22 protein-coding genes are annotated in these 18,583 nt (G+C 58.1%); 11 read left to right on the top strand and 11 right to left on the bottom strand.

The features are described 5' to 3' along the window. The first annotated feature begins 11 nt into the window (after positions 1 to 11). Positions 12 to 233, top strand: coding sequence for a hypothetical protein (locus E6W33_RS16890; protein ID WP_136418474.1), 222 nt, complete (start codon positions 12 to 14; stop codon positions 231 to 233). Positions 234 to 261: 28 nt separating this feature from the next. On the opposite strand, the gene E6W33_RS16885 is transcribed toward E6W33_RS16890, so the two are convergent. Then, the gene (locus tag E6W33_RS16885) at positions 262 to 1,716 is read right to left on the bottom strand and encodes a wax ester/triacylglycerol synthase family O-acyltransferase (RefSeq protein ID WP_247869675.1); all 1,455 of its coding nucleotides are present in this window, start codon (positions 1,714 to 1,716) and stop codon (positions 262 to 264) included. A 134-nt stretch (positions 1,717 to 1,850) separates the two neighbouring features. Between E6W33_RS16885 and E6W33_RS16880 the strand changes: the two genes are divergently transcribed. Further along, positions 1,851 to 2,105 carry an acyl-CoA-binding protein gene (locus E6W33_RS16880; protein WP_136418473.1) on the top strand — a complete coding sequence of 85 codons (255 nt, stop codon included), beginning with the start codon at positions 1,851 to 1,853 and terminating at the stop codon, positions 2,103 to 2,105. Between the two features lie 62 nt (positions 2,106 to 2,167). On the opposite strand, the gene E6W33_RS16875 is transcribed toward E6W33_RS16880, so the two are convergent. The 3 genes from E6W33_RS16875 to E6W33_RS16865 all read right to left on the bottom strand — a co-directional run bounded on the left by E6W33_RS16875 (position 2,168) and on the right by E6W33_RS16865 (position 4,831). Beyond that, positions 2,168 to 2,452: a polyhydroxyalkanoic acid system family protein gene (locus E6W33_RS16875; protein ID WP_136418472.1), complete on the bottom strand. Its 285-nt coding sequence runs from the start codon at positions 2,450 to 2,452 to the stop codon at positions 2,168 to 2,170. A gap of 115 nt (positions 2,453 to 2,567) precedes the next feature. Further along, the gene (locus E6W33_RS16870) at positions 2,568 to 3,968 is read right to left on the bottom strand and encodes a citrate transporter (protein WP_211097359.1); all 1,401 of its coding nucleotides are present in this window, start codon (positions 3,966 to 3,968) and stop codon (positions 2,568 to 2,570) included. Positions 3,969 to 4,168: 200 nt separating this feature from the next. Continuing rightward, positions 4,169 to 4,831 carry a lactate utilization protein C gene (locus tag E6W33_RS16865; protein ID WP_136418471.1) on the bottom strand — a complete coding sequence of 221 codons (663 nt, stop codon included), beginning with the start codon at positions 4,829 to 4,831 and terminating at the stop codon, positions 4,169 to 4,171. A 451-nt stretch (positions 4,832 to 5,282) separates the two neighbouring features. Between E6W33_RS16865 and fdxA the strand changes: the two genes are divergently transcribed. The 5 genes from fdxA to nth all read left to right on the top strand — a co-directional run bounded on the left by fdxA (position 5,283) and on the right by nth (position 10,496). Next, complete coding sequence (gene fdxA / locus E6W33_RS16860) at positions 5,283 to 5,606, top strand: ferredoxin FdxA (protein ID WP_136418470.1); 324 nt, start codon at positions 5,283 to 5,285, stop codon at positions 5,604 to 5,606. 134 nt (positions 5,607 to 5,740) lie between these two features. Next, positions 5,741 to 6,844, top strand: coding sequence for an NAD(P)/FAD-dependent oxidoreductase (locus tag E6W33_RS16855; RefSeq protein ID WP_136418526.1), 1,104 nt, complete (start codon positions 5,741 to 5,743; stop codon positions 6,842 to 6,844). An 868-nt stretch (positions 6,845 to 7,712) separates the two neighbouring features. Next, complete coding sequence (gene phaZ, locus E6W33_RS16850; RefSeq protein ID WP_136418469.1) at positions 7,713 to 8,948, top strand: polyhydroxyalkanoate depolymerase; 1,236 nt, start codon at positions 7,713 to 7,715, stop codon at positions 8,946 to 8,948. Positions 8,949 to 9,060: 112 nt separating this feature from the next. Beyond that, complete coding sequence (rsxB, locus tag E6W33_RS16845; protein ID WP_247869674.1) at positions 9,061 to 9,849, top strand: electron transport complex subunit RsxB; 789 nt, start codon at positions 9,061 to 9,063, stop codon at positions 9,847 to 9,849. Further along, the gene (gene nth / locus E6W33_RS16840) at positions 9,846 to 10,496 is read left to right on the top strand and encodes an endonuclease III (RefSeq protein WP_136418468.1); all 651 of its coding nucleotides are present in this window, start codon (positions 9,846 to 9,848) and stop codon (positions 10,494 to 10,496) included. Before rsxB ends, nth begins: the two co-directional genes overlap by 4 nt. Before the next feature lie 28 nt (positions 10,497 to 10,524). Here nth and E6W33_RS16835 read toward each other — a convergent pair whose 3' ends face one another. Further along, a complete protein-coding gene (locus tag E6W33_RS16835; protein ID WP_136418467.1) occupies positions 10,525 to 11,109 on the bottom strand; it encodes a malonic semialdehyde reductase in 585 nt (194 codons plus the stop codon). A 136-nt stretch (positions 11,110 to 11,245) separates the two neighbouring features. On the opposite strand from E6W33_RS16835, the gene E6W33_RS16830 reads away from it, so the two are divergent. Further along, a complete protein-coding gene (locus E6W33_RS16830) occupies positions 11,246 to 11,668 on the top strand; it encodes a DUF1841 family protein (protein ID WP_136418466.1) in 423 nt (140 codons plus the stop codon). Between the two features lie 55 nt (positions 11,669 to 11,723). On the opposite strand, the gene E6W33_RS16825 is transcribed toward E6W33_RS16830, so the two are convergent. From E6W33_RS16825 to E6W33_RS16815, 3 genes are read right to left on the bottom strand one after another with little or no spacing between them, the layout of a single operon-like run. Beyond that, a complete protein-coding gene (locus E6W33_RS16825) occupies positions 11,724 to 12,230 on the bottom strand; it encodes an Hsp20/alpha crystallin family protein (protein ID WP_136418465.1) in 507 nt (168 codons plus the stop codon). Positions 12,231 to 12,277: 47 nt separating this feature from the next. Next, a complete protein-coding gene (locus E6W33_RS16820) occupies positions 12,278 to 12,661 on the bottom strand; it encodes an Hsp20/alpha crystallin family protein (RefSeq protein WP_136418464.1) in 384 nt (127 codons plus the stop codon). Positions 12,662 to 12,677: 16 nt separating this feature from the next. Next, on the bottom strand, positions 12,678 to 13,118 hold the full coding sequence (locus E6W33_RS16815; protein ID WP_136418524.1) for an Hsp20/alpha crystallin family protein: 441 nt from the start codon (positions 13,116 to 13,118) through the stop codon (positions 12,678 to 12,680). 170 nt (positions 13,119 to 13,288) lie between these two features. Here E6W33_RS16815 and E6W33_RS16810 point away from each other — a divergent pair, with 170 nt between their 5' ends. Continuing rightward, a complete protein-coding gene (locus E6W33_RS16810) occupies positions 13,289 to 14,227 on the top strand; it encodes a DnaJ C-terminal domain-containing protein (RefSeq protein ID WP_136418463.1) in 939 nt (312 codons plus the stop codon). A gap of 3 nt (positions 14,228 to 14,230) precedes the next feature. Continuing rightward, complete coding sequence (locus E6W33_RS16805) at positions 14,231 to 14,542, top strand: chaperone modulator CbpM (RefSeq protein ID WP_136418462.1); 312 nt, start codon at positions 14,231 to 14,233, stop codon at positions 14,540 to 14,542. A 77-nt stretch (positions 14,543 to 14,619) separates the two neighbouring features. Here E6W33_RS16805 and E6W33_RS16800 read toward each other — a convergent pair whose 3' ends face one another. The 3 genes from E6W33_RS16800 to E6W33_RS16790 all read right to left on the bottom strand — a co-directional run bounded on the left by E6W33_RS16800 (position 14,620) and on the right by E6W33_RS16790 (position 17,623). Continuing rightward, a complete protein-coding gene (locus tag E6W33_RS16800; protein ID WP_136418523.1) occupies positions 14,620 to 14,961 on the bottom strand; it encodes a cytochrome c in 342 nt (113 codons plus the stop codon). Between the two features lie 11 nt (positions 14,962 to 14,972). After that, positions 14,973 to 15,293, bottom strand: coding sequence for a cytochrome c (locus E6W33_RS16795; protein ID WP_136418461.1), 321 nt, complete (start codon positions 15,291 to 15,293; stop codon positions 14,973 to 14,975). A gap of 179 nt (positions 15,294 to 15,472) precedes the next feature. Continuing rightward, positions 15,473 to 17,623 (bottom strand): site-specific recombinase, encoded by a 2,151-nt coding sequence (locus E6W33_RS16790; protein ID WP_136418460.1) that lies wholly within the window; start codon positions 17,621 to 17,623, stop codon positions 15,473 to 15,475. 103 nt (positions 17,624 to 17,726) lie between these two features. Here E6W33_RS16790 and E6W33_RS16785 point away from each other — a divergent pair, with 103 nt between their 5' ends. After that, positions 17,727 to 18,581, top strand: a complete 855-nt coding sequence (locus E6W33_RS16785) for a MoxR family ATPase (protein WP_136418459.1) — start codon at positions 17,727 to 17,729, stop codon at positions 18,579 to 18,581. Positions 18,582 to 18,583: the final 2 nt, after the last annotated feature.

The following is an 18,583-nucleotide window of genomic DNA, read 5'->3' as shown; positions in this document are numbered from 1 at the left end:
ATTCAGGGTTCATGCATTCGAAAAAATTTCTTGTCGGCGGCGCTTGTGCAGCGCTTCTGCTTTTGGTCAGCGGATGTACGGTGATCACCGTCGCCACCACCGCGGCATCGATTGCCGGCACCGCGGTGAGCGTCGGCGTGACGGCGGGATCCGCGGCAGTCAGCGCGACTACCGCGGTTGCCAAGGGAGCGGTAAACGTCGGCAGTGCCGTCGTCGGTACGAGTGAGGACTAGCCGGCGGAGAATCCTGCCGTTGCGCGGGCTACCATTCCGACATCAACGCAAGCAGCACCAGCTTTTCGAATTCCGGCGCAAACCGTTGAATGATCGCATGCGGATCGCTCGCAATGGCATCGTCGGTAACAAGGCCAAACTGCACGCATCCGTTGTAGCTCAGAATGGATACGCCCAGGCCGATATCACCCGACTGCGGCACCCAGAACATGATCTGGTCAAGCTGGCTGCCGGCAAGGTATAGCGGTGTCTGCGGCCCAGGCACATTGCTCATGACTGCAGTCGCTTTTTTCGCAAAATAATTCTGGATTTCGTTTTGCATCTGCTTGGGCGTCGCACCCAATACGCCGAGCACCGCCATCGCGACCAGTGCCTGGTACCCGCCTTTCAGCTCATCCATGCGCCGCCGTACTTCGTTCAGGCGCTCGATCGGATCTTCCATGCCGATCGGCAAAACCAGCGGCACCAACCCGAACGCGTTGCCGAGTTTATGCTCATCGCCTGCCTTGCGCAGGTTCACAGGCACCATCGCGCGCAAATCGGTTTTTCCCGGCACAGAGTCGCCCTTGGAACGCAGATACGCTCCGATCGCGCCGGCGACGCTGGCCATCAGGATATCGTTCACCGATCCGCCAAGCGCCTTGCCGATCACCTTGATCTCATTCAATGGCACCGGCTCGCTCCAGGCGACATGCTTGGTTCCCTTCGGTTTCCCTTTCAAGCGGGTGCGGGAATCATCCGGCATGGCCAGAAGCTTGATCGCATCAATGGTCAAGCGGCCGGCCTTGTTGCCCATGTCCGACAGACGGCCCATCAGCTTGTTCGAATCGGCCAGCATCCACATGTATTTGCTCCACACGCTCGCCGACAAGTTGATCGCAGTGACCATGCTCTTGGTCACCGGCTGCATGAGATGCATCCAGGGATTGTCTTCCTCATCAAGGGCGACCGCGCTCTTTGGCGCACGGCGGTCGACGGCATCCGGCGCCTGGTCGAACATCGACAGCAACACACCGACCAACGCAATTCCGTCGGCAATGCAGTGATGAATGCGAATGACGATGGCCTGCCTGGTCTTGCCGTCCTCGCCAATGCAGTTGTCGATCAAATGCATCTGCCACAAAGGCCTGGCGAGGCTGAGGGGTGTTGCCGACAGCCGGCTCACCATCTGCTCCAGCAATGCCTTGTTGTTCGCACCTGCGGATCGCAAGCGGTAGTGCAGGATGTGATGATCAAGATCGACCCGCTGCTCCTCCCACCACGCACCGCCGGTCATGTCGCGCACGACCTTGCTGCGAAAACGGCTGTAGGAAAGCAGGCGCGTCTGAATGATTTCCCGGAAGCGGCGCGTGTCCATCGGCTTGTCGAACATCAGCACCGCAACAATCATCATCAGATTGCTGTCCGAATCCATCCGCAACCATGCGGTATCGACAGTGGACATCTTTTCCCGGCGCAGCGCCGGCACAGCTTCAGACAACATCGAGTACCCCCTCTAGAGCTTTTCTTTTTTGGCAGATTTTTCTATGTTATGTTGTTCCGCACTCTCGGCGCTTTTAGATAACGCAAGAGATACGACACTAACACCGTTTTATTTACATCCACAAGGAGAACGTGATGAGCCTGCAGGCCCTCTTCGACAAGGCGGTAGCCGAATCCAAAAATCTGCCCGAACGTCCGGACAACATGACGCTGTTGAAAATCTACGCCTTGTTCAAGCAGGCCAGTACGGGCGATGTCGAAGGCAAGCGCCCCGGCTTTACCGACATGGTCGGCCGAGCAAAGTACGATGCATGGGATGGACTCAAGGGGACGTCGAAGGAAGAAGCGATGCAGCAGTATATCGACCTGATCGCGGAGTTGAAGGGTTGAGATCTCCAGCGCGCAAATGATGCTTGATGAGCGATACAGGTGCGTGCCTGCCTCATGAGATGTCAGGCCTTTCCGCTGAAGACCTTCTTCATTTTCGCTGAAACTTTTTCTTCGATCGCCGGCGCGAATGCCTTTAATAGAAATCCCAGCTGGATTTCGATTGTCGCCTCCTGCGAGGAGATCGTCAGCGATCCCGAGATCCCGGTGCGCCTGAAGATCAACACGTCGCCCTCCCACTCGGAAGCCATGTCGTATTCCTCGGCCAATTGTTCGGCCACTTTTTGCGCTGCGGCTTTTGCTTTCTTGTGGGGTAACTTATGCGTGTGGGTGATGTTGATATCGGCCATGCCCTATCCTCTTGATTAAACCCTGTTAAGGATATTCGGAGGAGCATAGCCAGTCAACGCGGCGATCGGTTTATCCGTCGGCCGCGTTGTTCGCCGGCGTACCGGCAAGTCCGTCTTACTGTTTGATTCCCGAGGCCGGTGCTGCCTGCACAGTCGTGCCACCACCCAGCGCCGAGACCGTCTTCGCCTCATGCGCCGGCTGCACCGCGCCGCGCAACTGCGAACCCGGATGCCAATGCCATACCGTCAGCAGCACAAAGAAACCGACCACGTAAGCAGCCAGAACGTGCCAGCCATGCTTGAGCCAGAGCGTTACCGATTTTGCTTCCGGGTACATGTTGGACAATGCAACTCCCGCGGACGAACCGAACCAGATCATCGAGCCGCCGAAGCCGACGGCATATGCCAGGAAGCCCCAATCGAAACCGCCTTGCTTCAAGGCCAATGCCGTCAAGGGAATGTTGTCGAACACCGCGGACACGAAACCCAGCGCCAACGCGCTCATCCAGGAAGCTTCGGGCAGTTTCTCAACCGGCATCATCGATGCGCACCACACCAGCGACAACAGAAAAATCGAGCCGCGCAAGGCACCCGGCAACTCGTTCCAGTCGGGGCGGCGCAGCGGCGCGCTCAGCAAGATCGCGAGCCAGACCGCGAGGCCGAGGAATGGGAACGCATCGGACCATTCATTGAATTTCAAATTCAGCAACAGGTTGGCGCAGATCGCTGCAACAAGAATGAAGGCAACAATCGCCACGCGAGTCCAGTCAACGCGCGCGCCTTTCTGCGCATCCTTCGTGATCGGCGAATAAGCATGCTGCTGCAGCGATGCCGGAATAGCGGTGATCAGCAGGGCAACGGTCGCCGCGATATAGGCTTCAAACACTTCGGCTGGCGCAACACCGGCAATCCACATCATTGTGGTGGTCGTGTCGCCGACCACGCTGCCGGCTCCGCCGGCGTTCGACGCTGCGACAATGCCCGCAAGGTAACCGATGTGCACCTTGCCGCGGAAGACGGTGTGCGCGACCGCACCGCCGATCATGGCCGCCGCGATGTTATCCAGGAAGGATGAAATGATAAACACGAGGACCAGCAATACGAACCCGCCCTTCCAGTCGTCCGGCATGTAGTTGGGCAAAACAGCGGGAATCTCGCTGCGTTCGAAATGCTTGGCCAGAAGCGCAAAGCCCAACAGCAATGCGAGCAGATTGCCGAGGACGACCCATTCATGCCCGAAGTGTGCCACCAACCCGCCGACGCCAGTGCCTTCGCTGAATGGCGAGAACACGATCTTGTAGACGGAAATGACCAGCGCGCCCGTCACTGCTGTCACCATCGTGTTGACATGCACGAATGCGATGAAAAACAGGACAGCCGCGAACAGGATGAATTCCATCGGAATGTTCGCGACGACGGGCCCCGTAAACCCTCCTGCGGCGAACGCGACAGACGGACAGGCAAGCTGGGCAAGCAGCAGAACGCAAAAGGCTGACAATGCAGTGAAATGTCGCAAGACCGGTCTCCTTGGAATCATTGGAATATTTATTCTGAGAAATGACAATTTTAGCGGGAATGTCTTTGCGCGCAATCAGCAATAACGCGTACACGCGGCCAGCGCAGCGCCTACTCTGCCCCGAGGTCCTGAAACCGGCCTTGTGTTCCGCAAGTCACCGGGCCTGCGTGCCAGCGATGAACGCCGGCCGGGTTTGCCGGTCAGGCGGCGCTAACGACGATGACGTGAACGCGGTAAGGACCATGCGCGCCCAGTACGATGGTCTGCTCGATATCGCCGGTGCGGGACGGTCCGGAAATGAAGTTGACGGCACGCGGCAATTCACCGTGTTCGTTGCGGGCCAGGGCAAATGCATCCTCCATGGCGCCGACGATGCGGGATGCAGCGACGATCGCAATATGCGTCTCCGGCAAGAGGCTGGCAGACGAATAGGTGTCAGGCCCGGACAGCACCATCAGGCTGCCCGTTTCCGCGACGGCGCAAAAGGCGCCGGTGATGCCGACCAGGTCTTCGTTGCGCGGCGCGCGAAATTCCACCTGCACCCCGGCCTCGCCCCACGCAAAACTGTCGAGGGTTTTCCATGCAATCGCCTGCTTCGCCACGCCGACACTGTCCAGATAGCGCGCGACCGCGGCCGGCACCTCATTGAGAGATACCACTTCATCAACCGTGTCTGACATGCGGAGCGCTTGCTGCTTGAATCGCTCGATCAGATCGGAGCCGATCGACGGCCGTGGACCTTGCGAATGCGCGTTGATGTAGTCGCGGACGGCATCACGCTCGGCTTGTGTCGGCTCGACAGGTCGATTCTGCGCCTGGCGAATACGGCTGAAAATGGCTTTGCGTGCTGCTGAAGTGTCCATGAATGTCCCCTTGATGACAGGTTTCAGAGTCTACCCCAATCGCACCGGCATCATGTGCGCTTTCCGCTTGATTTAATTTCAAATGGCCACAGCAAATAATTCAACTGTATGGAGGTCTCGATGTCCATGTTTTCTGCCGATCTTGTAGGAGGATTGCCGACTTGCGACAAATAAAACGATGCGGAATTGTCATAGCTGCAAAAAAAAGCGCGATGGACAGGACCCCGCAGGCAACCAATAACCCTTTTCGCCTTGGTAGCTTCCCGAATTCGTCACATTTGCTTATTCGTATTCTGTCTAACTTCGGTTTGTTAGAAACACCCGATTGTCTTAAAATACAAGGCTTTGCAGCGGGTTGTGTGTGCAGGGCATGGTTATGTCCCTATCGTCCCCGTCCTTCACCCCGGCTTCAAATCAGACCAGTTTCAAAAAATTTACAGATAGGACTGTTATGACACACGTTGTGACCGAATCCTGCATCCGCTGCCGTTACACCGACTGCGTGGATGTATGCCCGGTAGACTGCTTTCGCGAAGGCCCGAACTTTCTCACGATCGATCCCGATGAGTGCATTGACTGCGCCGTATGCGTAGCCGAATGCCCGGTCAATGCCATCTTCGCTGAAGAAGATGTGCCGGCAGACCAGCAGCAATTCATCAAGCTCAATGCCGAGCTCGCCCGCAAGTGGCCGTCGATTACCAAGACGAAGGATCCGCTGCCGGACGCCGACGACTGGAAGGACGTCAAGGACAAGATGCAGCATCTGGTCAAATAGCTGTTTGCCGTTCCGGGCTTGCAGCAGACAGGCTCAGAATAACAACAGGGCAAAGCCCACAAGCCGATCGCCGTCGAAAAGGAGCGCCGGCATTTTGTGGAAACCTTGAAATGAAACAGGAACTGAATAGTCGTATGGAAACCAGCAACGGCATCAACGCATCCACCCAAGTCCCCGATACCTCGAACAAGGCAGGTAAAGGGCCGATCGAGACCGATGCGGTGATTGTCGGCGCCGGGCCGGTGGGCCTGTTCCAGGTATTTGAACTGGGACTGCTGGAGATCAAGGCGCATGTGATCGATTCCCTGGCTGCAGTCGGCGGACAATGCGTCGAGCTGTATCCGGACAAGCCCATCTACGACATTCCGGCTGTGCCCATGTGCACGGGTCAGGAGCTGACCGACAACCTGCTCAAGCAGATCGAGCCGTTCGGCCCGACTTTCCACTTGAACCAGGAAGTGACCCTGGTTGAAAAGCGCGACGACGGCCGCTTCAACCTCGAAACCTCGGCCGGCACCCGTTTCATCACCAAGACCATTTTCATTGCCGCCGGCGTCGGCTCGTTCCAGCCGCGCACCCTCAAGGTCGATGGCATCGAACAGTTCGAAGGCAAGCAACTGTTCTACCGTGTCAGGGATCCGTCCCGTTTCCATGGCAAGAACCTCGTCATCTGCGGTGGCGGCGATTCGGCACTCGACTGGACGCTGGATCTCGTCGGCAAGGCGGAATCGATCGTCCTGCTGCACCGTCGCGAAGAATTCCGCGCTGCTCCTTCATCCGTCGCAAAGATGAAGGAATTGTGCGAAAACTTTGAGATGCAATTCCTGGTCGGCCAGGTGACCGGCTTCGAATCGAAAGACGACAAGCTCACCGAGATCAAGGTTACCGGCGCCGATGGCGTGACCCGCCGCCTGCCGCTGGATGACCTGTTGGTCTTCTTCGGCCTGTCCCCGAAACTCGGTCCGATCGCCGAGTGGGGCCTTGAGATCGAACGCAAGCAGTTGAAGGTCGATACCGAGAAGTTTGAAACCAGCGTACCGGGCATTTTCGCCGTCGGCGATATCAACACCTATCCCGGCAAGAAAAAACTCATCCTGTCCGGCTTCCACGAAGCCGCACTGGCCGCGTTCGGCGCTGCGCCGTACATCTTTCCGGAGAAGAAGATCCATATGCAGTACACCACGACCTCGCCGAAGTTGCACAAGATTCTCGGCGTGGAAAGCCCGGTGTTCGATTAAGCGCTCCACAAGACGTCAAAAAAGCCCCGCACCTGCAACGGCCCGGGGCTTTTTTTCGACCAGCAACTTTTCCTCGCGCTGATCGTAGAGATTTCAACACCTCGGGACAGCGAGCGTGCATCGACGCTCCACCACGTAATTTTTACACGCTCCGACTCCTGCCCTTCCCCGATTGCAGATTCGCACAGCTCCGTTCGGCTGATTCATTCATCGCTTCCACATACAGTTCCGGCAGAGGCTATCGTCTGCTCTCTCGCCGCCGCATGGCCCGGCACGCTTAATGCTTTGCTTTCTATGCAGAACACGCTGCTTTCACACACCGGACAAACAGCTCTCGCAAGCGCGTTTTAACCTGTTCCGGTGGCCTCATTGTTGCGCTGGTCGACACTTTGGAGAGCGCCCCAAAAAGGGCGTGATGTCGATTCTTTTGCCCGGATATTTCGGTGCATGCGCGTGTGAGGGTGAAATCGGGTAAGTGCGGCATATCTGCCACGCGCAGATGGAAACCTTCAAGAATCTGTAACGTATTCGCCCGCAGGAACGCCTAAGTAAGGCATAAAGTGATCAAGAGCCTGTTGTTTTCGTTGAGCATGCATATATACGGAAAGAGCGTTGCAGCCGATGCGACAGGTGTGCCAACAGTCGCTTCGTGACAAACAGATGGAGTTTGTGCGATGTTTCTCATTTGCAAATTCGAACCATGATTTATTGGCAGGAATACAGCCGAAAGCCGAAAACAGTCACACTCGACAACACTTCGGAAATATTTTTCTTGCGGAAATTTCCGAAAATTGCATATGATGCATTGCAGCAACGGATGTTTATCTGGAGAATCAAGCGCCACTGGTACCACTAGAAAGAGGCCACTATGCTTTACCAATTTCACGAGCTGAACCGTACTTTCCTGAATCCGCTCATTCAATGGGCGGAGGCTTCTGCCAAGCTGTTCACGAATCCGGTTTCCCCGCTCGCCCACACGCCGTTCGCGCAGCGTATCGCGGCTGGCTACGAATTAATGTACCGACTCGGCAAGGACTACGAAAAGCCGGAGTTCGGAATCAAGACCGTTCCCGTCAACGGCAAGTCCGTCGGCGTGTTTGAAGAAGTCGCGGAACAAAGACCCTTCTGCCGTCTGATTCACTTCAAGAAGGACATGAGCGACAAGCAGGTCGCACAACTGAAGCAGCCGACCGTGCTGCTGGTCGCTCCCTTGTCGGGCCACCATTCGACGCTGTTGCGCGATACCGTGCGCGCCCTGCTGTCGAATCATGACGTGTACATCACTGACTGGACCGATGCGCGCATGGTGCCGGCGAGCGAAGGCGCGTTCCACCTGCATGACTACATCTACTACGTGCAGGACTTTATCCGTCGCCTCGGCCCGGATCTGCACGTGATCTCGGTATGCCAACCGACCGTGCCTGTGCTCGCAGCGATTTCGCTGATGGCCACCGCCAACGATCCCAAGTTGCCGAAGACCATGACCATGATGGGCGGCCCGATCGACCCGCGCAAGTCGCCGACCGAAGTCAACGACCTCGCAACCAAGCGTCCGTATTCCTGGTTCGAGAATCGGGTGATCTACAGCGTGCCGCCGAATTACCCCGGCTTCGGCCGCAAGGTCTATCCGGGCTTCCTGCAGCATGCCGGCTTTATCGCGATGAACCCGGGCCGTCATGCACAAAGTCACTGGGACTTCTACATGCACCTGCGCGAGGGCGACAACGAGTCGGCGGAAGAACATCGCAAGTTCTATGACGAGTACAACGCCGTGCTCGACATGCCGGCCGAGTACTACCTCGAGACCATCAAGACCGTGTTCCAGGAGTTCCGCCTGCCGCTCGGCACCTGGGAAGTCGAAGGCAAGCTGGTGCGTCCGCAGGACATCAAGAACGTGGCGCTGCTGACCATTGAGGGCGAACTGGACGATATTTCCGGCGTCGGCCAGACGCAGGCGGCGCATGATCTGTGCTCCAGCATTCCGAAGTCGAAAAAACATCACTTCACTGCGGAAAAATGCGGTCACTACGGTATTTTCGCCGGCCGCCGCTGGCGCGAAATCATTTGCCCGAAGATCGGCGAATTCATCAAGACGAATTCCTGATCAGTACTTCCTCGCAGGAGAAAGCCGTTCCCCGACCGGGCGAACGGCTTTTTTATTTATAGCCTGCGTGGTTTGTCGGATAATCCTGCTTTTATTTCCTGCAAAACCTGCCGTGTCATCAAACGCCAAATCGCTGGCCGACCAGATCGAAGACCTGTTGCCGCAAACGCAATGCACCAAATGCGGCTATCCTGCCTGTCGTCCCTACGCGGAGGCTGTCGCGAGCGGCGCAGCGGGATACAACCAGTGCCCTCCCGGCGGCGCCGAGGGCGTCGTCCGGCTCGCCAAACTGCTGGGCAAGCCGGTCATTCCACTCAATTCCGTCAATGGCGTGGAACGGCCGCGCCCGGTCGCCGTCATCGATGAATCCTTGTGCATCGGCTGCACACTCTGCATCCAGGCCTGTCCGGTTGACGCCATCATCGGCGCAGCCAAGCAGATGCACACCGTCATGGCGGACCTCTGCACCGGTTGCGACCTGTGTGTTGCGCCCTGCCCGGTCGACTGCATTGCGATGGTCGATGTCACGCCAGGGAAAACCGGCTGGGATGCATGGTCTCAGGTGCAGGCGGACGCGGCACGCGCGCGCCACAACACCCACGTGTTCCGCCTGCGGCGCGACAAGGAAGAAAACGATGCGCGCCTCGCTACCAAGGCCGCAGCCAAACTCAAGGCGGTCGAAGCCGAATCGACGCTGACGCCGGATGAAAAAGCGGCACAGGAGCGCAAGAAAGCGATCATTCAGGCGGCGATGGAACGTGCACGCCAGAAGAAGGAGCAGATGGCCGCACCGGCCGCAGGCGCGACAGGCACCATAGGCGTAAGTGATGTCTCGCGCTCGGTGAGGAAGCAGATCGAAGAAATCAACGCCAAACTCGAAGAAGCGAAAGACAAATCATGAACGCCGAAAAGCGCCTTGAGATTTTCAAACGTTTCCGCAAGGCGAATCCGCATCCGACAACGGAGCTGGAATTCACGACGCCGTTCGAACTGCTGATTTCCGTGATCCTGTCGGCGCAAGCGACTGACGTCTCGGTCAACAAGGCCACGCGCAGGCTATACCCGGTTGCCAACACGCCTGCGAAGATCCACGCGCTGGGAGTCGAGGGACTGACCGAATACATTCGCACCATCGGCCTGTATCGCACCAAGGCGAAGAATGTGATCGAGACCTGCCGTATCCTGCTTGAACAGCATCATGGCGAAGTACCGCGCTCGCGCGAAGCATTGCAGGCCCTGCCCGGCGTAGGCCGCAAGACCGCCAATGTGGTCCTCAATACCGCGTTCGGCGAGCCGACCATTGCTGTCGATACGCATATCTTCCGGGTATCCAACCGCACCGGCATCGCGCCGGGCAAGAACGTCGATGAAGTCGAGCAAAAGCTGCTGAAATACGTGCCGGAAGAATTCCGGCACGACGCACATCATTGGCTGATCCTGCATGGCCGCTACATCTGCATTGCACGCAAGCCGCAATGCTGGAACTGCCTCATCGCCGATCTATGCGAGTACAAGGACAAGACGCCCTTGCCGGAGAAAGGCGTTTGACCGCGCAGACCGACACTGCAAGCTTCCCTTAATCGATCCTGCACGCTTCCTCGAACGCGAGGCGCGGTCCTCTGAGGTGCAGCTTGCTTGTGTCGCCGTAGCCCAGGCTGCACACGAAGTTCGCCTTGATCGAGGTGCCGGAGAAAAAGGCTTCATTGATCCTGGCCGCGTCGAAGCCCGACATCGGCGCGCAATCCAGTCCGACCGCCCGTGCGGCCATGATAAGGTAAGCACCCTGCAACGATGAATTGCGCATTGCAGTGCTCGCGATCACTTCCGGTTTGCCCGCGAACCACGAACGTGCGCCTGGATTGTGCGGAAACAATTGCGGCATTTTTTCGTAAAACTCCATGTCCATGCCGATGATCGCGGTGACGGGCGCCGTCCTGGTCTTTTCAAGGTTTCCCGAGTCCATGCAAGCCAGCAGTTTTTCCTTCGCCTCCGGCGACTTCACGAAGACGATCCGTGCCGGGCTGCAGTTGGCCGAGGTCGGCCCCCATTTCATCAAATCGTAAATCTGGCGCAATTGCTCGTCGGAGACCGGCTTGTCGCGCCAGCCATTGTGGGTCCGCGCAGTGCGGAACAGAGTATCGAGTGCAGTGTCATTCAACATGATGAGTTCCATTTTTGATGGTTCGGATTTCCTCGCGCTCGTGATGCAAGGAATGTTTCCCATGTTATAGGAATCCGCGCTGCCGGGCTTGTGCCGGTACAATATGCGGCTTTCCTCAGCTCCATTTTCCTGAACGATGTTTAACCCTTCGCAGCACGACGTTCGACGCTTTTTTTGCGAAAGCTATCGCAAGGCCAGAGCCAATGAGATCCTGACGCCCATGGAGGCCATCGCGCGCGACTGGATCATGCAGCACGAGGAATATTGGGAAGCGCTGGCCGAGGTGGATGCGGCATTGGCGAAGGATTACTCTGTGGAGAGCGGGCAAACCAATCCGTTTCTGCATCTGGCGATGCATTTGTCGATCGCCGAACAGATCTCGATCGACCAGCCCAAGGGTATACGCGCCGCCTTCCTGTCGCTGGCGCAAAGGCTGGGTTCCGAGCATGAGGCGCATCACCAGATGATGGAATGCCTCGGCGAGATGATCTGGAATTCGCAGCGCAACGGTATGCCTCCGGATGGCGTCGCTTATGTCGAATGCGTGAAGCGCCGCTGAGCACAGCTCGGCGCAACAAGGGCGCTCCCGCAGGAACGCCCTCTGCAAACGTTTATCAATCGACCTTCACCGTCCACTTTTGCGGTTTGTCTTCTTCCATCTTGGGAAGTTCCACCCGCAACACGCCATTCTTGTAACTGGCCTTGGCCTGGTCAGCCAGAACAGGAGCATGCAGGGGGACGACACGCCGGAAGCTGCCGTACGCGCATTGCAGCACGCGATACCGCCCTTCCGTGTCTTCCCGCTCGAAGCGTTTTTCGCCTCGCACGATCAGGGCATCTCCCTGTACTTCGATGTCCAGGTCGTTCTTGTCCAGGCCAGGCACCTCAATGCGCACAACCAGGCGCTTGTCGTCTTCGAACACATCGCCGCCGAGCATCGACCAGCCCATCGAAGGAATGAAAAACGCATCGTCGATATCGCTCTTGGCGGGAAGATTGGTCTGTGCGCTGGGCTTGAATCCGGTAATCGCACTGGAGGCCGATTGACGCAGATGCTGCCAGCCTTCAGCGACCGAATCCCAGAAAGTCGACCAGCCTTGCTTGATCTCTTCGAGTCTCATCGCTTTCCTCCATTGAATCAAAAGACTGCCGCCGCAACGGCCGTCAATCAAGCAACCTTGATGTCGATCTTGCGCGGCTGGGCATGTTCGGCCTTCGGAATGCGCAACTTGAGCACGCCGTTCTTGAATTCCGCCGATGCCTTTTCGCTGTCCAGTTCGCGCGACAAGGTAAACACGCGGCGATAACGCGGAAGCCTTACCTCAACGTGGCTCGATTCGATTTCCGTTGGTGCGTTCAGCTCCACTTCGCCTTCGATCGTCAACGTTTCCGCTTCCAGCTGCAGGCTCAGCTTTTCCTTCGGCACACCCGGGAGATCGGCAAACAAGGTGATGCCGGAAGCGTCTTCGATCACATCGACCGGAGGCAGTAATGCCGCCTCGGAACGGACATTTCCGTTCGTCGTTTTCGTGACATTCGTGTTCTCGTTCATGATGTTTCCTCCTTGCTTACTGAATGGAAATACGGCGCGGCTGCGTCGATTCACGGCGCTTGACGCTGATGTGAAGCACGCCATCCTTGTATTGCGCGGAGACGCCGCTCGGATTGACATCGTCTTCCGGCAGACTGACCACACGCCGGAAAGGTCCGGCAAAGCGTTCGTTGATGTGTACCGCGGCCTTCTGGTCTTCGCCAGGCAGATCAGCCGCACGCTCGCCTGAAATCGTCAGTACGCCGCGCTCCAGCTGGACCTCGATGCTGGCCGGATCCAGCCCGGGCGCAAATGCGTACAACTCCACCGATTGCTGCGTGCCGCCCACGTTCAGGGCCGGGAAACCGCCTCGGCCGATACCGCGGATACTCGGACCGGTTTCAATCGCCTGCTGCATTTCACGTTGCAGCCGGTCAAGTTCGGCAAACACGTCGCGAGGGAATATCGATCGATACATCATTTCGTCCTCCTGTCATGTCGGGTTTCGTAAAGATGGCCGACTTCGCAGGCAGTCGACCGGTATGATCAACATATGTACCGATGAAAGGAATTCAATACCTTGATTTGAGGCTGGTCCGGCACCATTATGGAAACAGGCGAAGCAACAAAAGTAGAAGGAGAATCCGCTTGGAATTCAAGGACTACTACCAGACACTGGGCGTTGCCCGGGATGCGACGGCGGACGAGATCAAGAAATCTTTCCGCCGTCTTGCGCGCAAATACCATCCGGACGTTTCAAAGGAACCGGATGCGGAAGCGCGCATGAAGGAGCTGAACGAGGCTTTCGCGGTGCTGTCGGATCCCGAAAAACGGGTGGCCTATGACCAGCTTGGGCAGCGCCATCATGCCGGAGAGGAATTCCGTCCACCACCGGACTGGGATGCCGGCTTCGAATTCTCCGGACGAGGCTTTTCCGGCCCGGAAGGTGCCGATTTCAGCGACTTCTTTTCCGAGTTGTTCGGCGGCCGCATGCGCGGTGCAGGCGGTGCGCATTTCCACGCTCGCGGTGAAGATCATCATGCGAAGGTCATGCTTGACCTGGAAGACGCCTACCACGGTGCCTCGCGGACATTGTCACTGCGCGTACCACGCGTGGACCAGCACGGCCGCGTGATGCTGGCGGAACACACGCTCGATGTTCGCATTCCGAAGGGCGTTCGCGAAGGCCAGCTCATCCGTCTTGCTGGACAAGGAGCGCCTGGCTCCGGCGGAGGGCAAGCGGGCGATCTGTACCTGGAAGTGCACTTCAATCCGCATTCGCGCTATCGCGTCGAGGGACGGGATGTTTATGCAAGCCTGCCGATTGCGCCCTGGGAGGCGGCTTTGGGCGCAAGCGTCAAGGCGCCAGTTCCGGATGGCACGGTAGAGATACGCATTCCCGAAGGATCGCAGTCAGGCCGCAAACTGCGCCTGAAGGGCCGCGGAATCCCGGGGGCGCCGCCGGGCGACCTCTATCTTGTGATGGAAGTCGTCGTGCCACCCGCCGACAATCCAAAGGCGCGCGACTTTTATCAAACCATGGCACGCGAACTCGCGTTCAACCCACGTCAGGCATTGGGAGTGTGAACGATGGCGCAAGAACTGATTGGACTGCTCATGGAGGATGTCCGGCTCACGGTGGACGAGCTCGCGGCGAGTTGTACCGTCAGCCGGGAATGGATCGTCGAGCATGTGCAGGCCGGCGTGCTTGCTGCCCAGGGCGAGCAGGATCCGAGCCGCTGGTTCTTCACCGGACAAGACCTGCTGCGGACGCGCCGCCTTTATGAACTGGAGCGCAATTTCGACGCCAATCCCGAATTGGCCGGATTGGTGGCCGATCTCTTCGACGAACTGGAACGGCTGCGCGCGCGCCTGCGGGGAGCCGGATTGCCGATGGATTGAGCTCCCGCACGCTGCTCATTCCAGAAAACAAAAAGCCACGACAAGCGTGGCTTTTTGCTTAACAGGTGTGCGCGGACTTACTTGCGCAAGACCAGCGAGCCCGGCAAGCTGTGCAGGTAGGCGGCGATATTCTGGATATCCTCCTTCGACAGTTGCTTGGCTTGTCCGCCCATGATCGCGTTGCCGCGTCCATTGGCGCCGTCCGCGCCGCGCTGGTAGGCGATCAGCGCATGCTCCAGGTAATCCTGGTGCTGACCTGCCAGTTTCGGATAGCTCGGATCGACCGGCGAGTTGAAATCCTTGCCATGGCAGGCGGCGCAGTTGAATTTTTCCGTGGCAGCCTTGCCGGCGTCGATATGGCCGCCCGCAAAGGCGTTAAACGACATCAGTACGGCCGCGCCTGCGAGAATCTTCTTCATCATGGGTCCCCTTATTTCTGCTGTGCGTAATAAGCCGCGACGTCGGCGATATCCTGATCCGACAGGCCGGCCGCGATGCCGCGCATGCTGGGGTTCTTGCGATCGCCTTTCTTGTAGGCGTTGAGCGCGCTTTGGATGTACTTGGCGTTCTGGCCGCCCAGCATCGGAACCTGATAGACCTCCGGGAATGAGGCCTTGTAGCCCGGGATGCCGTGACATCCGATGCACATTGCAACCTTGTTTTCTGCTGCCTTGGCATTACCGACGACGTCCGCGGCTGCGGCGACGCTTGCAACACCTGCGAGCGCGAGGAACGCAAATAGTTTTTTCATGGTAGCTGGGAATAAATTAATACGAAATTCATAAACTTATCCGCAAGAAATCCGGACCGCGAAAACCGGATCGAAGCACTTACGGATAGGCTTTTGGCGCGTTTTGTAGGTGTTGCTCCGACGCACCAAATCGCCTAATTCTACATTGATATTGCCGGATCGTCCACGGCGCCCCTGATTCATGAGCGCCCGCTCTTGGATTGCCTGAGGTCTTCCTCCGCTTCGGCGGGAGCTACCGGGGCTGGCGGCGTTGGAAGCGCCGTCACGCTTGCCACGCTCTTCTCGGGAAGCAGGAAGAAACGCGGTGAGCCGAAAAAGCGCTTCAGCACTGCACGAAAAGCCACGCGCCTGACCCGCATTGGCACGTCGCGCGCATGCAAAGCCAGTCCCAATGCGCAGCCGAAAGCCACGCCGATGTTCAGTATTCCGGTCAGGGTAACGCCACCGACGGCCAGCCAGAAGTCCGCCGTGGTCACGGCACTCCAGCCAAGACTGCTGACTGCGGCTGCAAGCGTGCCCGTCGCCAGCGTCACATGCCGCACGTCGAGCGGCAGGCCGAAGAATTGAAGCAGTACCGGCGACATCCCCAATAGCAGCGCCAGAGAGACATTGCCGACAATGCCGGCCACATGCCGCTCCAGCCAGTTGGCCAGGCGCTCTGCCCTCACCTGACCGAGCGCGTGAACCAGGCGCCGATGATGCGCCAGCGCTTCACGCATGTTGCGCAGCGCGAACCAGTTGTCGGCGAATCCGGCGCTCAGGCTTGATAGCCAGAGCAATACGCCAGTGAAGGCGGCAAATACCGGCGTGACGCCAAACACCGACAGTCCCTGCAGGCTGGCATGGGCCTTTTCCGGCTGCATGATCGTACTTCCAGAGACCAGCCAGAACAGCAGGGAAACCGCGGTCATGGCAGGGGCGATGGACACCACGTTGCCGAACACCGCAGCCGCCTGCGCGCGCAACAGGCCGGCGATTTCACCGAGAAGCTTGCGCATGCCGTCTGCAGTGCCGAGTGCCTGCATCTTTGAAGCGAGCGTCGGTGCGGTAATCGCCGGCTGCCTGGCGGCCAGCGTCCCACCAAGCGCGGAAATTGCAAGAAAACCAGCCGCATAGTTCAGTGAAGCGAACACACCTTCGAAGAAACGAGCAACGCCGGCAGCGGGAAGCGCAGCCTTCAGCAGCACGGTACACACGCTGACCACGCCGCCGCGGCAGGCAGCCTTGAACATCGCCCAATACTCGGCGTGATCGCGCGCGACATATTGTTCGCCGTGGTCGGCATTGCGCTCGACCATCTTGCGTGCCAGCAGGGAAAAACTGCGGCTAATCAGGCCTCGAACCGACGAGCGCCGGTGATGCGCCTCGATCAGGTCGACCAGCAGCCCCTGCGCCGGCGCTGTTAATTGCGCGTCCGGCGGTGCCGAGCGCAAGTCGATCAGCCGCGCCATTCGCGTGAGCTGCGCCCGCATCCGCTCGACTCGATAAACCAGTCCGACCGATACGCCGTATTCGTCAAGATGCGTGTAGATGCGATCGGTTTGCGCCTGACATACAGCGACCAGCATGCGCACGCTGCGCAATGCCGCTTCATCATTCGCTCCGGCCATCAGGTATTTTTCCAGTTCGCGCTGCAGGGCCATGAACGGGGTCGCCTTCAAGGGTACGTGCGGCTCCAGTCGCTGCCGGAATTCCGGGCTGATGCCGACCGCGATGATCATCGATACCAGGTAGGTCAGCGCTTCATCGATCTGTTGAACAAAGTTGTGCGCGATGCCGTCGTCGGCGCAGAGCTTCCAGACGCGCGCCAGGGTCTTGTGGTCCAGTCCGATCAGCCAGTCGGCATCGGACGGGTCCGGGAACATCGCCGTAAACAAGGCGGACAGGTCACGCCGCGACGGCGCTTTTGGCAGCATCGCCTTGGCAACGCGTTCCGACAGTTCGCCAAAAAATGCCGGTTCGTGCGGCAAACCCGTGGCGCAGAACAGTTCCGGACCGACCGCTTCGCGCAAGGTCTTTTGCAGAGTCGTCTGCACCACGCGTCTTACCTCGCGGTGGCTGTCCAGCCAGTCGAGCAGGAAACGCGTGCGTTGATGCTTGATGCGTCTCCACGCGTGCGTATCCAGGTTCGATCGCGGCGGATCGCGTCTGAGCCAATCGGCCACATCGATCATCCAATTCGCGCGTTCAGTCCACGCGGCGAATGGATTGGCGCGCCGCATCAGTGCCTCGATCTGCGCAATGTATTGCAGATGATGCTCATTATGACGGGGTGATGTCCGGCGAAAACGTCGCCACATCACCCATAGCTTCAACAGGGAAATTTTCATGGAGTGCTTAAAATGCAGGGAAAAAAGGCGTGGCTGCGGTTCCAGCCTGGATTATCTTTCTCGCTTATACTTGCTTTTATTTTCATCTTGATGACACAACGCTATGCGACAAGAAACTCGCTTCGAAGGTTCCCAAAATTACGTTGCAACCAACGATTTGAAACTTGCAGTCAATGCTGCATTGACGCTGCAACGTCCATTGCTGATCAAGGGTGAGCCCGGCACCGGCAAGACCATGCTGGCCGAGGAAGTGGCCGCGGCGCTCGGCATGCCGCTGCTGCAGTGGCATATCAAATCGACGACCAAGGCGCAGCAAGGCTTGTATGAATACGATGCGGTATCGCGCCTGCGCGACTCGCAGCTGGGCGACGAGCGGGTAAAGGATATTCACAACTACATCGTCAAGGGTGTGTTGTGGCAGGCATTCACGTCGGAGCAGCAAGTGGTGCTGCTGATCGACGAGATCGACAAGGCCGACATTGAATTCCCGAACGATCTGCTGCGCGAACTCGACCGCATGGAGTTCTATGTGTACGAAACGCGCGAACTGGTGAAGGCGAAGAATCGCCCGTTGGTGATCATCACATCGAACAACGAGAAGGAATTGCCGGACGCCTTCCTGCGCCGGTGCTTCTTCCATTACATCCGTTTCCCCGACAAGGACACGATGCAGCAGATTGTTGATGTGCATTTCCCGCAACTGAAAAAGGATCTGCTGGCGCAGGCGCTGCAAACCTTCTACGAAGTTCGCGAAGTGGCCGGCTTGAAGAAGAAACCGTCCACCTCCGAGCTGCTGGACTGGCTGAAATTGCTGCTGGCCGAGGACATTCCTCCGGAAGCCCTGCGCAGCAAGGATACGAAAACCATCGTGCCTCCGCTGCATGGCGCGCTGCTGAAGAACGAACAGGATGTGCATCTGTTCGAGCGCCTGGTCTTCATGTCGCGCACGAATCGCTGATC

It is taken from the genome of Herbaspirillum sp. ST 5-3 (assembly GCF_004804275.1).
GTDB lineage: Bacteria > Pseudomonadota > Gammaproteobacteria > Burkholderiales > Burkholderiaceae_D > Noviherbaspirillum.
The sequence above is the reverse complement of the archived record's forward strand: the minus strand, read 5'-3'. Positions and strand labels throughout refer to the sequence as shown.